The sequence below is a fragment of the Streptococcus sp. 53 genome (assembly GCF_013276565.1).
Classification (GTDB): domain Bacteria; phylum Bacillota; class Bacilli; order Lactobacillales; family Streptococcaceae; genus Streptococcus.
In genome coordinates, this window is record NZ_VMLG01000013.1 from 161,762 (window position 1) to 177,738 (window position 15,977).

Sequence of the window (15,977 nt, forward strand, 5' to 3'; positions counted from 1 at the left end):
CTCACAAGAGAGATTATAAACTTGGAATAACTGATTTTTATATACTAGACGCATAGAAACTTTTCAACCTTATTTCTCTTCAAATCCTTCTGCGACTGCGTCCGCAAAGTTTTCTTCTACGATACTTGCACAGTGGTCACAGATGACTGCCTGGTAGCTGCGTTCTGCTGTTGTTGGGTCGATACGACGGCAACGGTCACATACTTGGCCTGCAGCACGTTCAACTGTGAAGGATACATCTTCGAAGCTAACCGCAGCTTCTGGAGCTGATTCTTCTGCGATGGTCAAGTCTGACACGATCAAAAGTTGAGCTACATTGCTGTTTACTGCTTCGAGTAGAGTTTTCACAACTTCATTTGGATAAACTGTCAAGTGTGCTTCAAGTGATTTACCGATTACTTTTGCATTACGAGCTTCTTCCAAGGCTTTTTGAGCTTGTCCACGGAAGTCCATGAAGGCAGCCCATGTATCCAAGATTTCTTCTTGATTAGCAAAAGTTTCCGCTTCTGGTAATTCTGACAATTGAACGAAGTCTTCTGCTTCAAACTCAAGATATGACCAGATTTCCTCTGCTGTGTGAGGAAGGATTGGAGTCAAGAGTTTGGTGATTTTCACAAGAATGTCATAGAAGACAGTCTGCATTTGACGGCGTTCGAGTGATTTGGCACCTTCGATATAAACAACATCTTTGGCAAAATCAAGGTAGAAGGCTGACAAATCAACGTTGATAAAGTTTACCAAGGCCTTGTAGATTGTCAAGAATTCAAAGTTTGCGTAAGCATCACGAATGGTCTTGACAAGCTGGTTAAAGCGAATGGTCATGTACTTATCAACTGAACGAAGCTCATCGTAGGCTACTGCGTCTTGAGCTGGGTTAAAGTCAGATGTATTGGCAATCAAGAAACGAAGAGTGTTACGAATCTTACGGTAAGTTTCAGAGACTTGGCTCAAGATATCCATAGAGATACGTACGTCATTGCTTGAGTCAACACTTGTTACCCAGAGACGCAAGATTTCTGCACCAAATTGTTTTTCAACATCACTTGGAGCAATGGTATTTCCAAGAGATTTAGACATCTTCTCACCTTTACCATCAAGGGCAAAACCTTGTGACAAGATTTGTTTGTAAGGTGCTACACCATGGTTGGCAACAGATGTGATGAGTGAAGAGTTGAACCAACCACGGTATTGGTCAGAACCTTCTAGGTAAAGGTCTGCTGGGTAAGTCAACTCAGGACGGTTTACTACCACTCCATTCCATGATGAACCTGAGTCAAACCAAACGTCCATGATATCTGTTTCTTTCTTGAATTCACCATTTGGAGAACCTGGGTGAGTATATCCTTCTGGCAAGAGGTCCTTGGCATCGCGTTCCCACCAAATGCTTGAACCATGTACTTCAAAGAGTTGAGCTACATGTTCAATCGTTTCAGCAGTCATGATCGCTGTACCATCTTCAGCGTAGAAAATTGGAAGTGGAACACCCCAAGCACGTTGACGAGAGATGACCCAGTCACCACGGTCACGAATCATATTGTAAAGACGGACTTTACCCCATTCTGAGTGGAATTTCACTTTTTCAATTTCATCCAAGATTTCTTGGCGGAATTTAGAAACTGAGGCAAACCATTGTGGTACTGCACGCCAGATGATTGGTTTCTTAGTACGCCAGTCAAATGGGTATGAGTGAGAGATTTCTTCTTGGGCAAGAAGGAGGTTACCAAGTTTCTCGATAACAGTTGGAACTACCTTTTCATAGAATTGACCTTCAAACCCAGGACCAGCATTCTTCATCATGATACCACGTTCGTCAACAGTCACTGCGACTTCAAGACCATTAGCAATACCAACATTGTAGTCGTCCTCACCAAAACCAGGGGCTGTATGGACAATACCTGTACCAGAGTCAGTTGTAACGTGGTCACCAAGGATAACGAGCTCATCTACAGCTGTATCCCATGGGTGTTCTGTTACGATGTGGTTGAGTTCTTGACCACGGTAAGTTGCCAAGACTTGAACATCAACCCAGCCAAATTTTTCAGACAAGCTAGTCAATAATTCTGCAGCAACCACAAACTTACGAGGTTCAGCAGCAGGTTGAACCAAGACGTAATCAATATCCGCTCCAACAGTCAAGCCACGAGAAGCTGTGATGGTGAATGGAGTAGTTGTCCAAACAACGATATAAGTATCTGTATCTAGGATACCTTTTCCGTCCTTAACCTTGTTGGCATAGTAAAGGGAAGTTGAAATCAAGTCATGGTATTCAATCTCTGCTTCAGCAAGGGCTGACTCAGATGACCATGACCAGTAAACTGGCTTGGCACCACGGTAGATATAACCTTTATTAGCCATCTCACCGAAGACACGGATTTGGGCTGCTTCATAGTCAGGAGTCAAAGTTACATATGGATTTTCCCAGTCACCAGAAACACCCAAACGTTTAAAGTCTTCACGTTGTTTATCTACTTGAGAAAGAGCGTATTCGCGGCAAAGTTTCAAGTACTCAACCAAGTCCATTTCTTTGCGTTTAACACCTTGTTTTGCCAAAACTTGCTCGATTGGCAGACCATGAGTATCCCAACCTGGGATAAATGGTGCGTAAAAACCTGACATAGATTTTGAGCGAACAATGATATCTTTTGAAATCTTGTTCATAGCATGTCCAACGTGGATATTTCCGTTCGCGTATGGAGGGCCATCATGCAAGGTGAAATGAGGTTTTCCTTGGTTCAATTCTTGACGACGTTGGTAAAGGTTTGCATCTTCCCATTCCTTTTGCCAAACTGGCTCTTTGGTCGGAAGGCCTGCACGCATTGGGAAAGCTGTTTTCCCAAGGTTAAGGGTATCTTTGAGTTTCATGGTATCTCCTTTATAAATAATAACAAATTAAAAACCACGACTTCCAAAAAGGACGAAAATCGTGGTACCACCTTTATTCGGAAAAAGATTTAGTCTTTCTCCCTCTTATCCCGTAACGTGGGGAACGTCAAATCCTACTAACTTCAGACTTGAGTTTTTGAGAGGATAATCTTATCGTTAGGGAATGCAGGACTCACACCATCTCCTGCTCGCTGGAAATATAAGGATAAGATATTGTTCTCAGAATATTTCTTATAAAATTGTAACAGATTCTTGCGGTGCTTCAAATCCTGGTGCTGAATCAAACGTTTCTGTAGCTGGTGTTGGAGCCGAAGGATGTACTGGAGCTACTTCTGGTTCTTCGTACATTGGACCAACTGGATGAGCAGGCTCTTCTTCCATTTGAGGACTCACTACAGGAGTTGGATCTTCCACTTCCTGTTTAGCCTGAGCTTCAAATTCAGCCAATTCTTTATTGGCTGCCTCAATACGAGCCTGTAACTCTGCCATTTCTGCTTGAGAGAACTGACGTGTCATATCAATTGGTTCTTCTTCAATTGGAGCTGGAATCGGTTCTCCAAGCACTTCGCTAACCACTTCTTTAAAGGCTTCATCACTGGTTTGAAGATAAGTAGCTGTTGGACGGAGAATATCTTCCCAATCTGAAGATTCAACAATAGCTAACTGGCTCTCAATTGTAGATTTAAGACGTTGGTGGAAGACACGACTCTTGTTCTTCAATTCTTCGGTTTCAACAGCAACTTTCTTAGCATTATCAGTTGCTTGACGAAGAATCTCGTTTGCCTTATATTTAGCTTCTTCCAACAAGCGTTGCGCATCCTGCTCTGCTTGATGAATGATATTGTTTGAACGTTCATGCGCCGCCTGTTTCACTCGCTCAGCTGTATCTTGGGCAATCAATACAGACTGGCTCAATGAATCTTTCATTTCGTCAAAGTAAGACAAACGCTCTTCTAAACTCTTAATACGCAAATCTTTATCATGATTCGCACGAACAAGATCTTCGTAATCACGAACCACAATATCTAAAAATTCATCGACTTCTTCTGGATCAAAACCTCTGAATCGAGTTCCAAAGGTTTTGTCCTTTATTTCTAATGATGTAATTGGCATTCTATTCCTCACTTACTTAATAATAACTGGACGGTTATTTTTTTCTTCTCTTTTTTTGTTTGTCCCTTATCTTGAAGCAATCTCAAGCGCCCAAATTTTCTTACACTAATCAAGTCTCCAACTTGAACAATATAATCTGATTTGTCTACCACATGATAATTTACTTGGACAAGTTTCTTTTCAATCAACTGGTTTGCTTGATTCCTAGATAGTTTCAAAACATTTGATAAAAGAACATCTAATCTAAAGCTAGACACACATAAATCCAGCTCTCGATACTGTTCTAGCTTATCTATTTTATCGGTGAAAGGACGTTCCTCCAGCGAAACGGGTATACGGCCAATTTTCTTTAATCCATCTTGAAAGAGAAGAAGAAACTGCTGATTAATCATAATCTGCGCCCGTTCTTCATCTACTAGGATATCTCCAAAAAGTTTCCGTTCAATCCCTAATTGATTGATGACTGTCCCTAAAATCTTAGCATGCGTTAAGTGTTCAAATTTATTGGAATACACAATTTCTTGGAGAGATATTTCAAAATCTGAAAACTCTGGCTGGAAATAATCTGGGTATAATAAAACTCGAACATACTCACTCAAGACGAATTCCCCACTACTGCTACAAGCAAGACCATAGGTTTTGGCCAAAATCTTTAATAGCTTCTCCTGATGAGGATTGATAAAAGGAGTTAAAAAAGGAGCATAGCTATCTTCTACCTTCTTTATCCATTCCATTCCCTTGTCAAGAAATGGACGATCTTCTATGGAGAAATGCTGGTAAATCCCTTTATTCATCCTATCATCGCCAGAAAACGGACTAGGTTTTCTCCTAAAAATCGAATCAAAACAATCGCAACCCAAACAGATAAATCAAGACCCGCTATCTGTAAAGGCAGGCGTTGCAAAGGAGCAAGCACTGGTTTTACCAATGCTACAATCCAACGACCCAAACTGGATTCGTAGGCGCCTGGAAACCAAGACATGACAGCAAAGGCTACCAAAATCAGGGAGTAAATATCCACTGCATTATAAATCATACGAATTAAAAAAATCATTATCGTACTCTATTTCGCTTCATATCAAAACCAAACTCACCATTTTGTTCTTCATCTGGTAAACGGATATCTTCAACATTGACAATAACATTCACTGGTGTTAACAGATACATAGTAGATGCTACCTTTTTCAGATTTCCAGCTAAAACATGGCAAGCTCCATCCAAATAGTCCAAACAACGACGAGCCTGCACCTCTGTCATATATTGAAAATCAATCAAGATACTTTCGTTGCCTGCCAATAAATCAACAATTTCTGTTGCATCTTCATATTTTCTAGGATAACGAACATCTATAATGACCTTATCCGTTGCACGCTGACTCTGAGTTGCCAATTCCTGTTGTCGTGCATGCAGTCTGGTGATATTGCTATCTTTTGCACCAGCAGACTGTGAAGGTTGATTCATTGGGAGAGCCGGTTCCTGTGAAGAATTTACTGGAGTAAGCACAGGCTCATCTCTTTTTTCATAAGGGAGACTTGAATCCTCATCCTCCGTAAAATAATCTATAAATCTATCGAATCTATCTTTTAAAGACATGGTTCTCTCCTACTTAAAAAATGATGTACCTATACGAACAAAAGTGGAACCGAATTGAATCGCTTCTTTATAATCACGACTCATTCCCATACTTAACTCGGTCATAGGCATATTTAGAATTTGTTTATCTTGAATTTCTCTTTGTAAATCTTGGGTCGCCTTGAAAATCTCTTTCAACTGCTCACTGCTAGCCTCAAAAGGTGCCATCGTCATTAAACCAACATATTCAATCTTATCTAGTCTAGCTAACTCTGGCAAGATTTCCAGCAGTTCCTCTCTCGAAAAACCGTGTTTGCTTTCTTCTTTAGAAATATTTACTTGAAGGAAACACTTTATAACTCGGTCACTTCTTTTTTGAATTTCCCCTGCTAGCTTGACGGAATCCAAGGCATGGAAATAATCGACAAATTGTATGACATCTTTCACCTTACGTCTTTGCAAGGTACCAATCAAATGCCAAGTCACATCTCGATCTTTTAAAGCTTCATATTTTTCCAGAAACTTATCGACACGATTTTCACCGATATGATGAACACCTAGCGGAAGCAAGGCTTCCGCTGTCGGTACATCTACATACTTGGTAACTGCAATGACAGAGACTGAACCACTCTCTCGATGAGCATTCAGAGTCGCCTCTGCGACTTCTCGAAAAACAAGTTCTGTATTTTCTTTTACATTCATTTACTTAACGATTTTTGAAAAATGGAGGTGTATCCAATTCATCTTCATCTTGTGATGTTGGGGCTTCAAAGCGTTCAACTGGAGAAACGACTGAATCTGTTGTACGAACAATCGATTCACGGCGAAGATCCCAATCACCAAAAGCAGATGCCTGAGTTGGTTCCAAACGACGTGGATTTTGTTTTGGCAATTCAGCTGTTTCTGCCATATCAAAATGACGATCAAAGCCATGTGAATGAGCTGGTTTCACTGTCTCACGGTAGTTAGTAGTCGGTCTAGCTTGTGGAGCCACAACCTTTTCTACGCGGTCTTGACGAACACCTGTTGCAACAACTGTTACACGAATTTCATCACGCATACTTTCATCAATTGAAGTACCGAGCCAGATGTTCACTCCTTGACCTGCTGCTTGGTTCACAATTTGTGAAGCCTCTTCTGCTTCAATCAAGGTTAAGTCAAGACCACCAGTTACGTTGACAATCACATCTTCTGCTCCATCAATTGTTGTTTCAAGAAGTGGAGAGTAAATTGCCTTACGTGCTGCTTCAACAACACGTTCTTCTCCACTACCGATACCAATCCCCATAAGAGCATTTCCTTTGTTTGCCATTACCGTTTTCACATCGGCAAAGTCAAGGTTAATCAATCCTGGATTGGTAATCAAATCGGTAATTCCTTGAACACCTTGACGAAGAACGTTATCTGCTTCGCTAAGAGCCTCCAAAAGTGGTGTCTTCTTATCAACAATTTCAAGCAAGTTGTTGTTCGAAATAATCAATAGAGTATCTACATGCTCACGCAGTTGATTGATTCCTTCTACAGCAAATTGTCCACGCTTGCTTCCTTCAAAACCGAAAGGACGTGTCACAACACCAACTGTAAGAGCACCTAAATCTTTGGCGATACGAGCAATAACAGGAGCAGCTCCAGTTCCAGAGCCTCCTCCCATACCAGCAGTGATGAAGACCATATCTGCACCACTGATAGCTTCCGTCAGCGTTTCTTCGCTTTCTTCAGCAGCTTTACGACCAACCTCAGGTTGACCTCCTGCACCCAAACCGCGAGTCAATTTAGGTCCCAACTGAATAACAGTCTCAGCTTTTGTACTACTCAATGCTTGTACATCTGTGTTTGCTGCGATAAATTCTACGCCTGTAACACCTTCGTCGACCATACGGTTGATGGCATTGCCACCACCTCCACCGACACCAATTACTTTAATCACTGCACCTTGAGCAGCAGCTGTATCAAATGAAAATGTCATAATTTATTTTTCCTCTTTATTCGTCAAACATGCTTCCGATCAAGCCACGGAAACGATCTGCTAATTTCGGTTTATTTTGTGAAGCTTGTTGGAAATCCGCCATTGGTTCTGTAGGCGCCACCGGCTCTACTTCTGGAGCAGGAGCTGGTTGAACAGGCGTTGATTGTACAAACTGAGCTGTTTTCTGTATCATTCCCCCAAAACTAATTGGTTGATGAGTCAGAGCAACTTCACCCTTGACCGCTCTTTGAGCCAAAAGATTGACTTCTGTCAATTGTCCAGCAAATTCTGATAAACTAATCACATGCGCAAAGGCTGGATTACGGATACCAACTTGGTTTGGAACATAGAGTTTGACACGAACGCCAAAGACTTCTTGAGCCAATTCTACCATACCCGGTAAAATAGCATTTCCACCGATTAAGACAATTCCACCAGGGAGCTCCAATAGACGTCTTCTATCTAATTCTTGCTTAATTTGTTCAAGGATGTGCTTGATTCGTGCAGAAATAATTTCTGACAAGTAGGCTTCCGTCACTTCGACTGCTTCTACTTCTCCAATAACTTCTACTTGGAAGGTTTCTTTGCTTGCAAGAGGCGGATAGGCTTCCCCGTAATTCAGTTTCAAGCCTTCTGCTAATTTGCGAGAGGTTTTCAAAACCTTGGAGATATCTTTAGTTACATAATCTCCACCTTCTTGGAGAATATGTGTGAATTGGAGTTCTTGGTTGCGGATTGTAGCGACAGTCGTTTGACCTGCCCCCATATCAATCACTGTAGCACCAAATTCACGTTCACCTTCGTTCAAAACTGATTGAACCATTGCTAGTGGCGAAATGATAATATTTTCAACCTGAACACCTGCACGCTCAACCGTCTTACGCAAATTGTGCAAGATAGTACGAGGTCCTGTATAAAGCAAACCACGCATTTCAAGGCGAACCCCCATCATGCCACGTGGGTCACGAATCCCTTGGAAACCATCCACAATAAATTCTTCAGGAATAAAGGTAATGACTTCACGGTCAGGTGTCATACTCTTTGTCAAAGCTGATTTGACAACATTTTCAACATCTTGATCCGTAATTTCCTTGGTATCAGATGTTACTGGAATCATCCCTTGAGTTGGTTCGACCTGCAAAAGATTACCAGGCAAGCCGACATTCACTGATTTAATCGAAATGCCTGCCTTTTCTTCCGCTTGGGAAATAGCTGATTTGATAGCAGTTGCTGCTGCATCAATATCAACAATAATTCCATCCTTTACACCTTTACTTTTGGCATTACTCACGCCAATTACATTTAATTCACCATTTCTCTTCTCGGCCACAAGCACCTTGACAGAGCTTGTTCCAATATCTAGACCTGTAAAAAAGCCTTCTCTAGCCATTACATCGCATCCTCTCTATCTTCCAAGTTTCGCACTTCGTATTATTCCATAGCTAAACATAGGCATAGCTATTCACAGAATATTATAACACAAAAAATTTAATCGTGCTTGCTTTTTTCCTAAATTTCCCAGCCAATTTTTGAATTTGTCTATTCAGAAATTTTTGTTTTATAGGCTACTTGTAAAACACTCTAAGACAAAAAAAGAAAGCTCTGTGTTAAGCTTTCTTTGCAATCATTTTTTCTGCTTCTTGTTCTAAAAATAGTTCCAAGATTTTCTTTGTTAACGTAATCGCTGCTGACAGGGCCAGAGAAACGATTAAATAATTAGCTATTAAGCCATGGTCTCCAACCAATGGTGGTTTTGTCAGGAATCCGTAATCTCCACCTGTTACCAAATTGACCACAAAAATCAAGGCATTTAATGCAAAGGTCATGAGAAAAATTCCCTTCACATCCAACAATCGCGCATTATACTGTCTCAATAGATAAACTAGAGAGTTCCCCAAGAGTGCTAAATGCCCAAAAATAAAGGATAAAATGGTGATATGGGGGAAAGGATAGGCATCTGACACTGGATAAACAAAGGCTGCTAATGTCCCAAATGTTCCTAGTAATGCAAAATACTGCCTATATTTAGACTGACCAGGAAGCAAAAGCACCACAAACATAGCCATACGGCAATGGTAAAAGGGTAAGCTTTCTGATAGTGGCATATGGTTGACCCCATACCAACCATAAAGTAGGATTAACTGAACGGCCTGTAAAATCTGGAAAAATCGTTGGTAAACCCTCGTTTCACGATAGCGATAGGCTGTATAAAAGGTCAAACCCAAGAGTGTAAATATACTGATATACCAAAAAAGATCAAACTTGGGTGGTTCTGTTGCTTGGGTCGTAAAGAAAATATCCCATAAATTCATCTAGTCTTCCTCATGATTCAAAATTTTCCTGCATTTTATTATACCATGCTATTTGTCAAAAATGGATTTAGAAATACGATAATCATCTTCTTAGTCAAGATATTGCTCCCTCTGACCTTGATAAACCTGCCAAAGAAGCTCTATTTGCTCCTTGGTAATGCGTTTTTCAGATAAGTTCGGCAGTTGGTCAATGGCAAAAAATTGAAGGTCTGCAATTTCTTGATTTTCTTGGAATTGTCCATCGAGAAGCTTACATTCAAAAACAAACTTTGCATATTGCTTGCTCTGTAGTTGGAAACGATTTGTATCAAAAACTGCAAGTAACCTTTCAGCTTTTGCTGTAAAACCTGTTTCTTCTTCAATCTCCTTGAGAATATTTTCAGTTGGTGAATAACCGACCTCGCCAAAGCCACCTGGCAAAGCCCAATCATTCTCTCCTTGTCCCCTAACCAGACAAATTTTTTCATCCTCAACTATCCAAGCACGGACGTCCATTAACGGAGTCGCATAAGCAGAAGTTGGCTTCAAGACTTCTGCCACTTCTTCGGCATCAAGGTCTGATGCTTGATTCAACATTTCTCCTAACAGACTTCGCAAGTCTTCGTAGCGCTCACGGTCAAAAGGATCTTTTGTAAAGGTTAATCCAGTATCTGTAATGGCAATCATTCTTTGCAAATACTTGACAAAATTACTTGTCTTCAGTTTCTAAACATTCTACCAACTTGGCTAGATTCATAGAATTGGAGCCTTTGAGTAGGATTTGGTCATGCACTCCTAGGCTTTCCTTAACCTGCTTGACTAGGTCTTCAAATTGGTCTTGATCTTCTGTTTTCTTGAAGTAGTAAACGTGGCCGATTGGGAACATTTGACTAGCCAATTGGGCCAATTCTGCAATGTCGTCTCCATAGAAAATCACGGTATCCAGCACATCTGGCGAGAGGCTCAAAATCATCTGATTATGGAGTTGAACAGACTGGTCACCAAGTTCCTTCATATCCGCCAAGACAGCGATTTTTTTGCCACCTTCATTGGCTGGAATGGCAGAGAAAGTCTCTAAAATCAGCTTCATAGCAGTTGGATTGGCATTGTAAACATCTGATAGGATATCTGCTCCATTGGCTGCTTTCTTCCATTCGGTACGGTTACGCGTCAATTCAAGATTTTGGAAAGCCTTATGAATTTGCTCCTCTGAAACCCCTTCTTGTAGGGCAACATAAGACGCAATCATGGCATTAGTGGCATTGTACTTACCAGTCACTGGCAAATCGAGGGCTTGTTCCAAGAAATTAGCCTTAAAGGTCAGACTATCCTTGCGCTCAACCAAGTTGGTAATTTCCAACTCAGCTCCTTGCCCAAAACGGACCACCTTTTTATCAGCTGGCAAGTAGGCCTCTACAACGGAGTCGGCTGGTGCCAAAAGCAAGGAACCAGGTGACATACCATCTGCAATTTGCATTTTTCCTTTAGCGATTTCCGAACGATCTTTGAAAAAGGCCAAATGGGCTTCTCCAACCAAGGTCACGATGGCTGTTTTTGGACGAGCCAATTCAGACAAGAGATGAATATCTCCCAAGTGATCCTGCCCCATCTCCAATACTAGCTTCTCTGTCCCTTCAGGCATGTGGAAAACTGTGTAAGGAAGGCCAATCTCGTTGTTGTAGTTTCCTTGTGTTTTGTAGGTTTTGTAGGTTGTTGATAGCAAGTGCGCCAACATATCCTTGGTGGTTGTCTTGCCATTTGAACCCGTAACCGCAAAGACATCAACAGCCGTTTTTTCAAGATAGTAGGCAGCTAGGGTTTGAAAGGCAGTCAGCACATCATCTACTAGAATGTAGGGATGATTTGCAAGCTCTTTCTCAGACAAGGTTACAGCAGCGCCATTTTCAAAGGCTGTTTCGATAAAGTCATGACCATCACGCGCACCTTTAAGTGGCACAAACAAGTCCCCTGTCCCAATCAAACGACTGTCAAACTCAGGCTTTTCTAACTGAGCATCCGCAAAAAGACTAACATCATTTTTAGCTCCAACAGCTTGGGCAACTTCGTGAATTGTAAGTTTCATTTCTACTCCTTTAAAAAGGGTTGAAGTCCGAGAACTCTAATCACCTTAAAGTGATGGTTCTGGCTTCTACCCTCTCTTTCATTTTTATAGCAAATGCGCTTCGCGCTTGTCAAAACTTTCCTTGGCAAGGTCAACCAAACGCTCGATTAGGTCTGGGTAGCTGATTCCCATATTGTCCCAAAGTAGTGGGTACATAGACCACTGGGTGAAACCTGGCATGGTATTGAGCTCGTTGAGGAAGATCTCTCCCTTATCTGTATAGAAGAAATCGCAACGAGATAGACCGAGCCCACCAATGGCACGGAAGGCAGTTTCTGCATTTTGACGCATGACAGCTACCACATCATCACTGATTTTGGCTGGAATATCCATGGTAATCTTGTTGTCAATATACTTGGCATCGTAGTCATAAAAGGCAACATCCTTGACTACTTCTCCTGGAAGGGTGCTTTTGACATCGTAATTCCCCAAGAGACCAACCTCGATTTCACGGGCATTCACTCCTTGCTCTACCAAGACACGACTGTCATATTGGAAGGCAAGTTTCAAAGCTTGACGGAGTTCTTCTTGATTTTCAGACTTAGAAATACCGACACTAGACCCCATGTTTGACGGCTTAGTGAAGACTGGATAAGCCAATTTTTCTTCAACTTCGGCAATTTTAGCAGTCACATCATCCCCTTCAACGATGGCCACATAAGGAACTTGAGCAATACCAGCAGATTCCAGAACACGCTTAGTCGTGATTTTATCCATGGCAAGACTGGATGACAAGATGTTGCAACCAACATAAGGCATTTTCAAAACTTCTAAGAATCCTTGAACAGAGCCATCTTCTCCCATCGGACCGTGAAGGACTGGAAAGACCACTGCACCTTCTTCGTAAATAGCACTTGGTACAACTTGCTTATCCCAATCAATGGTCGCATTGGTCATGAGACGATCCTCTTGACCTGGAGTCTGACTAAATTCCTGCGTTTTGATAAAATCACCTGACTGACTGATAAAGAAAGTCTTAACTGTGAAACGGTCGTAATTGACCGCACGCATGACACTCTCAGCTGAAAGGACAGAGACTTCGCGTTCCGCACTCCGTCCACCATATAAAAGAATAATCGTTTGTTTCATATTATTTGTCCTAATTCTACTAGAATACTCGCTCTTTAGTATATCATATTTGCTTCTTTTTTGAAACTTGAACCTGATACTGGTCTTCAAGAAATCTAAAAAGAGACCGATAAAACTAATATCGGACTCCTTGATTGTATGTATAAATGAACGAAGTCTGTTAATTTGTCTACACTTACAACTCTGTTCGATTTTCAATGGCTCGTAAGAGTGTGACTTCGTCCGCATACTCGATATCTGCTCCGACAGCAAGTCCTCGTGCTAGACGAGTAACCTTGATTCCAGCTGGCTTGAGCAAACGAGAAAGATACATCGATGTCGCTTCCCCATCTGCGGTGGCATTGGTTGCTACGATTACCTCTGAAACTTCACTATCCATAAGACGAGTCATAAGGCTCTTGAGATTGATATCATCTGGACTGATACCATTCATGGGAGAAATGAGTCCATGTAAGACATGATAGAGTCCGTGGTATTCTTGGATATTTTCCATGGCTGCCACATCACGACTATCCTCTAGCACCAAAATCGTTGTCTGGTCACGAGTCGGATCGGTACAGATAGAACAAGGATCGTCGTCTGTCAAACGTCCACAAATGGAACAGTAGGTCAATTCTCTCTTAGCAGAAAGGAGATTTTTGGCAAATTCATTGACATCGTCATCAGACATCCCAATCGTATAAAAGGCCAGACGCGTGGCCGTCTTAATCCCGATACCTGGTAACTTAGAATAACTGTCAATCAGCTTGGCAATGGGTGTTGGATAAAGCATAATTTCCTTTCTAGTTCATTGGATGGTATTTTTGATACAGATTGATAATGTCACGCGCAATGGAAGGTCCTACACCATTGGTTAGATTGGTATTATGAGGAAAGACCACTGCAACAGCGATTTGGGGATTATCAGATGGGGCATAGGCCACCGCATTGGTATTGGTTGCTTGCTGACCATCTGCCACATAACTTTCGGCTGTACCCGTTTTTCCGCTAATGGATACCAAGGCACCATTTGAAAAGGCACGACCTGTGGTCAAGCCACTATTCCCATGAGCAACCTGATAAAAACCTTGGTGCAAGATACTCATATCGGAGTCGGATATATTGACCTTATTCATCTCTGTCGGTTGCAGTTGCTGAATCAAGTCGCCTAGGCCTCCCTTGTCATTATTACCATAAATACCTTCAACAATACGAGGAGCCACACGAACACCATCATTTGCAATAGTTGCTACATACTGAGCCAACTGCATGGGCGTATAGTTATCAAACTGCCCAAAGGCATTGGTGATGTAATTAGCAAAGCTATACTCTTTGGGAACAAATCCAGTAGATTCATCTGGTAGGTCAATTCCGGTCGCAGCCCCCAAGCCATATTCGCCAAAGGTCGCACGAAGTTTTCCCATAGCTGTTTCCAAATTGCTGGTTCCAACAAACATATTTGGTTGATAGGTCTGGCCCATGATTCCAAGAGCGGTTTGAACCATGTAAGCATTGGATGAATACTCCAAGGCTTCCACAGCTGTAATAGGAAAAGATCCATATGCCAATTTATACCAAGAATAAATTGGAGCTGAACCTTGGAAAACAATAGGCTGATCTGTTAAGGTTTGGTTTCCTGATAAAACACCATTTTCCCAACCTGAGCTGATGGTAGCGGCCTTAACAACCGAACCTGGGACAAAGACATTGGTTACCGTTCCCAAGGAATCAGGAGTCAACTCTCCCGTTTTCAGGTCATGTTTGAGTCCTGACATAGACAAAACAGCACCTGTTTTGGGGTTAAGGGCGACTGCATACACACCCTCAGAATACTTGGCTCCACCATTTCCTAGCTCGGAATTGAAATAACTTTTCAGCAAAGCATCCACGCTATCTTGGAAGGCCAAATCAATGGTCAGTTTGATATTGTTTCCCTTACTACCTTCCTCAATTGTGTCCACGCTTTCCATATTGCCATATTTATCCAGATGGATTTCTTTTACCGAGCGTTTTCCTTGTAAGGTCTCTTCATATTGCTTTTCCAAATAGGAGGTTCCAACACGGTCATTTAGAGAATAGCCTTTTTTAAGATAGGATTCTGCTTCTTCCGCTGGGAGACCAGCTTTTTCACTGGATACACTCCCTACTATAGAAGAAAGGGAAGTTTCCAAAATCTTTCGATCCCAAGAAGTAGAAATACTAATGCCAGGCATCTCCTTTGAAATAGAGGCAATAACAGCCACCTGAGAATCATTTAGAGGATCTGTCGCAATGGTTCCTGTCGCAAAGTTTCCAACAGCATTTAACTGACTAAAAAGATAGATTTCTTTCTTTTCATCCTCTGTATAGTTTAGTTGACTTGTTGGGACACTATCGACCGCATTGTTATACAGTTCTGATTCGGATAGGCGATTGCCATCTGAATCCAAGCGTTTCTCACTTGGGAGAGCTTCTACTGTTTTTTTATAGATTTCAGGATCAGCCAAATAGTAATCAGCCAGCTGGCGTTCTGTCAAATTAGGAGAGCTGATGCTCACATAAGTCAGTAACTTTTTAGCTATTTCTTTTAAGTCTGTAGCCGTCATTTTATTGCTACGCGTAAAGGAAACAACCTGCTTTAACGTATTTTCTACCAAAGGTTTTCCACTAGCATCATAGATTTCCCCACGAGCAGAACTGGTTGTGACCTTGGTCTGACTAGCTGAGGCTAGCTTTTTTTCGTAAAAATCCTTGTTCAAAACCTGCATATACAACAAACGACCAATAATGGTCATAAAGAGTAAAATGACGATTGAAAACAATAAATTAAGCCGAATCGGAATCGAATGGCTGTTAAATTTTCTCATACAAATCAGTCTCATTTCTAACTTAAAATCTTACTCTTAATTGTACCACAATTTGAGCAGAAAATTATGGAAAAGAAAGAAGCTTTTTTTCGTTTTTTGTACTGACCCCAAAAAGT

General features: G+C 41.5%; 14 protein-coding genes. All 14 read right to left on the reverse strand.

Annotated features, from left to right (window positions below):
* Nucleotides 1-69: 69 nt before the first annotated feature.
* Nucleotides 70-2,862 carry an isoleucine--tRNA ligase gene (gene ileS / locus HT722_RS05200; protein WP_138701309.1) on the reverse strand — a complete coding sequence of 931 codons (2,793 nt, stop codon included), beginning with the start codon at nucleotides 2,860-2,862 and terminating at the stop codon, nucleotides 70-72.
* 252 nt (nucleotides 2,863-3,114) lie between these two features.
* Nucleotides 3,115-3,996: a DivIVA domain-containing protein gene (locus HT722_RS05205; RefSeq protein ID WP_316043891.1), complete on the reverse strand. Its 882-nt coding sequence runs from the start codon at nucleotides 3,994-3,996 to the stop codon at nucleotides 3,115-3,117.
* A gap of 8 nt (nucleotides 3,997-4,004) precedes the next feature.
* Nucleotides 4,005-4,790: an RNA-binding protein gene (locus HT722_RS05210; RefSeq protein WP_001032406.1), complete on the reverse strand. Its 786-nt coding sequence runs from the start codon at nucleotides 4,788-4,790 to the stop codon at nucleotides 4,005-4,007.
* Nucleotides 4,787-5,050: a YggT family protein gene (locus HT722_RS05215; RefSeq protein ID WP_000576512.1), complete on the reverse strand. Its 264-nt coding sequence runs from the start codon at nucleotides 5,048-5,050 to the stop codon at nucleotides 4,787-4,789. Before HT722_RS05215 ends, HT722_RS05210 begins: the two co-directional genes overlap by 4 nt.
* The gene (locus tag HT722_RS05220; protein ID WP_050084021.1) at nucleotides 5,050-5,589 is read right to left on the reverse strand and encodes a cell division protein SepF; all 540 of its coding nucleotides are present in this window, start codon (nucleotides 5,587-5,589) and stop codon (nucleotides 5,050-5,052) included. The genes HT722_RS05215 and HT722_RS05220 overlap by 1 nt, the downstream gene beginning before the upstream one ends.
* Nucleotides 5,590-5,598: 9 nt before the next feature.
* Complete coding sequence (locus tag HT722_RS05225; RefSeq protein ID WP_173277903.1) at nucleotides 5,599-6,270, reverse strand: YggS family pyridoxal phosphate-dependent enzyme; 672 nt, start codon at nucleotides 6,268-6,270, stop codon at nucleotides 5,599-5,601.
* Between the two features lie 4 nt (nucleotides 6,271-6,274).
* The gene (ftsZ, locus tag HT722_RS05230; protein ID WP_000144272.1) at nucleotides 6,275-7,534 is read right to left on the reverse strand and encodes a cell division protein FtsZ; all 1,260 of its coding nucleotides are present in this window, start codon (nucleotides 7,532-7,534) and stop codon (nucleotides 6,275-6,277) included.
* Between the two features lie 16 nt (nucleotides 7,535-7,550).
* Nucleotides 7,551-8,924: a cell division protein FtsA gene (gene ftsA / locus HT722_RS05235; protein ID WP_050121085.1), complete on the reverse strand. Its 1,374-nt coding sequence runs from the start codon at nucleotides 8,922-8,924 to the stop codon at nucleotides 7,551-7,553.
* 217 nt (nucleotides 8,925-9,141) lie between these two features.
* Complete coding sequence (locus HT722_RS05240; protein WP_173277905.1) at nucleotides 9,142-9,846, reverse strand: TIGR02206 family membrane protein; 705 nt, start codon at nucleotides 9,844-9,846, stop codon at nucleotides 9,142-9,144.
* Between the two features lie 90 nt (nucleotides 9,847-9,936).
* On the reverse strand, nucleotides 9,937-10,548 hold the full coding sequence (locus tag HT722_RS05245; protein ID WP_173212509.1) for an NUDIX hydrolase: 612 nt from the start codon (nucleotides 10,546-10,548) through the stop codon (nucleotides 9,937-9,939).
* Nucleotides 10,535-11,908 carry a UDP-N-acetylmuramoyl-tripeptide--D-alanyl-D-alanine ligase gene (murF, locus tag HT722_RS05250; RefSeq protein WP_173277907.1) on the reverse strand — a complete coding sequence of 458 codons (1,374 nt, stop codon included), beginning with the start codon at nucleotides 11,906-11,908 and terminating at the stop codon, nucleotides 10,535-10,537. Before murF ends, HT722_RS05245 begins: the two co-directional genes overlap by 14 nt.
* An 84-nt stretch (nucleotides 11,909-11,992) precedes the next feature.
* Nucleotides 11,993-13,036: a D-alanine--D-alanine ligase gene (locus tag HT722_RS05255; RefSeq protein WP_173277909.1), complete on the reverse strand. Its 1,044-nt coding sequence runs from the start codon at nucleotides 13,034-13,036 to the stop codon at nucleotides 11,993-11,995.
* Between the two features lie 175 nt (nucleotides 13,037-13,211).
* Nucleotides 13,212-13,808 carry a recombination mediator RecR gene (recR, locus tag HT722_RS05260; protein WP_000966754.1) on the reverse strand — a complete coding sequence of 199 codons (597 nt, stop codon included), beginning with the start codon at nucleotides 13,806-13,808 and terminating at the stop codon, nucleotides 13,212-13,214.
* 10 nt (nucleotides 13,809-13,818) lie between these two features.
* Complete coding sequence (pbp2b, locus tag HT722_RS05265; RefSeq protein WP_173277910.1) at nucleotides 13,819-15,876, reverse strand: penicillin-binding protein 2B; 2,058 nt, start codon at nucleotides 15,874-15,876, stop codon at nucleotides 13,819-13,821.
* Between the last annotated feature and the right edge of the window lie 101 nt (nucleotides 15,877-15,977).

What these genes read in the sequence shown, in the direction of transcription:
- HT722_RS05240 (WP_173277905.1), bottom strand. Translation starts at nt 9,846, where the DNA reads ATGAATTTATGGGATATTTTCTTTACGACCCAAGCAACAGAACCACCC.
- murF (WP_173277907.1), bottom strand. Translation starts at nt 11,908, where the DNA reads ATGAAACTTACAATTCACGAAGTTGCCCAAGCTGTTGGAGCTAAAAAT.
- HT722_RS05225 (WP_173277903.1), bottom strand. Translation starts at nt 6,270, where the DNA reads ATGAATGTAAAAGAAAATACAGAACTTGTTTTTCGAGAAGTCGCAGAG.
- HT722_RS05215 (WP_000576512.1), bottom strand. Translation starts at nt 5,050, where the DNA reads ATGATTTTTTTAATTCGTATGATTTATAATGCAGTGGATATTTACTCC.
- ftsZ (WP_000144272.1), bottom strand. Translation starts at nt 7,534, where the DNA reads ATGACATTTTCATTTGATACAGCTGCTGCTCAAGGTGCAGTGATTAAA.
- HT722_RS05255 (WP_173277909.1), bottom strand. Translation starts at nt 13,036, where the DNA reads ATGAAACAAACGATTATTCTTTTATATGGTGGACGGAGTGCGGAACGC.
- pbp2b (WP_173277910.1), bottom strand. Translation starts at nt 15,876, where the DNA reads ATGAGACTGATTTGTATGAGAAAATTTAACAGCCATTCGATTCCGATT.
- recR (WP_000966754.1), bottom strand. Translation starts at nt 13,808, where the DNA reads ATGCTTTATCCAACACCCATTGCCAAGCTGATTGACAGTTATTCTAAG.
- HT722_RS05205 (WP_316043891.1), bottom strand. Translation starts at nt 3,996, where the DNA reads ATGCCAATTACATCATTAGAAATAAAGGACAAAACCTTTGGAACTCGA.
- ftsA (WP_050121085.1), bottom strand. Translation starts at nt 8,924, where the DNA reads ATGGCTAGAGAAGGCTTTTTTACAGGTCTAGATATTGGAACAAGCTCT.
- HT722_RS05210 (WP_001032406.1), bottom strand. Translation starts at nt 4,790, where the DNA reads ATGAATAAAGGGATTTACCAGCATTTCTCCATAGAAGATCGTCCATTT.
- ileS (WP_138701309.1), bottom strand. Translation starts at nt 2,862, where the DNA reads ATGAAACTCAAAGATACCCTTAACCTTGGGAAAACAGCTTTCCCAATG.
- HT722_RS05220 (WP_050084021.1), bottom strand. Translation starts at nt 5,589, where the DNA reads ATGTCTTTAAAAGATAGATTCGATAGATTTATAGATTATTTTACGGAG.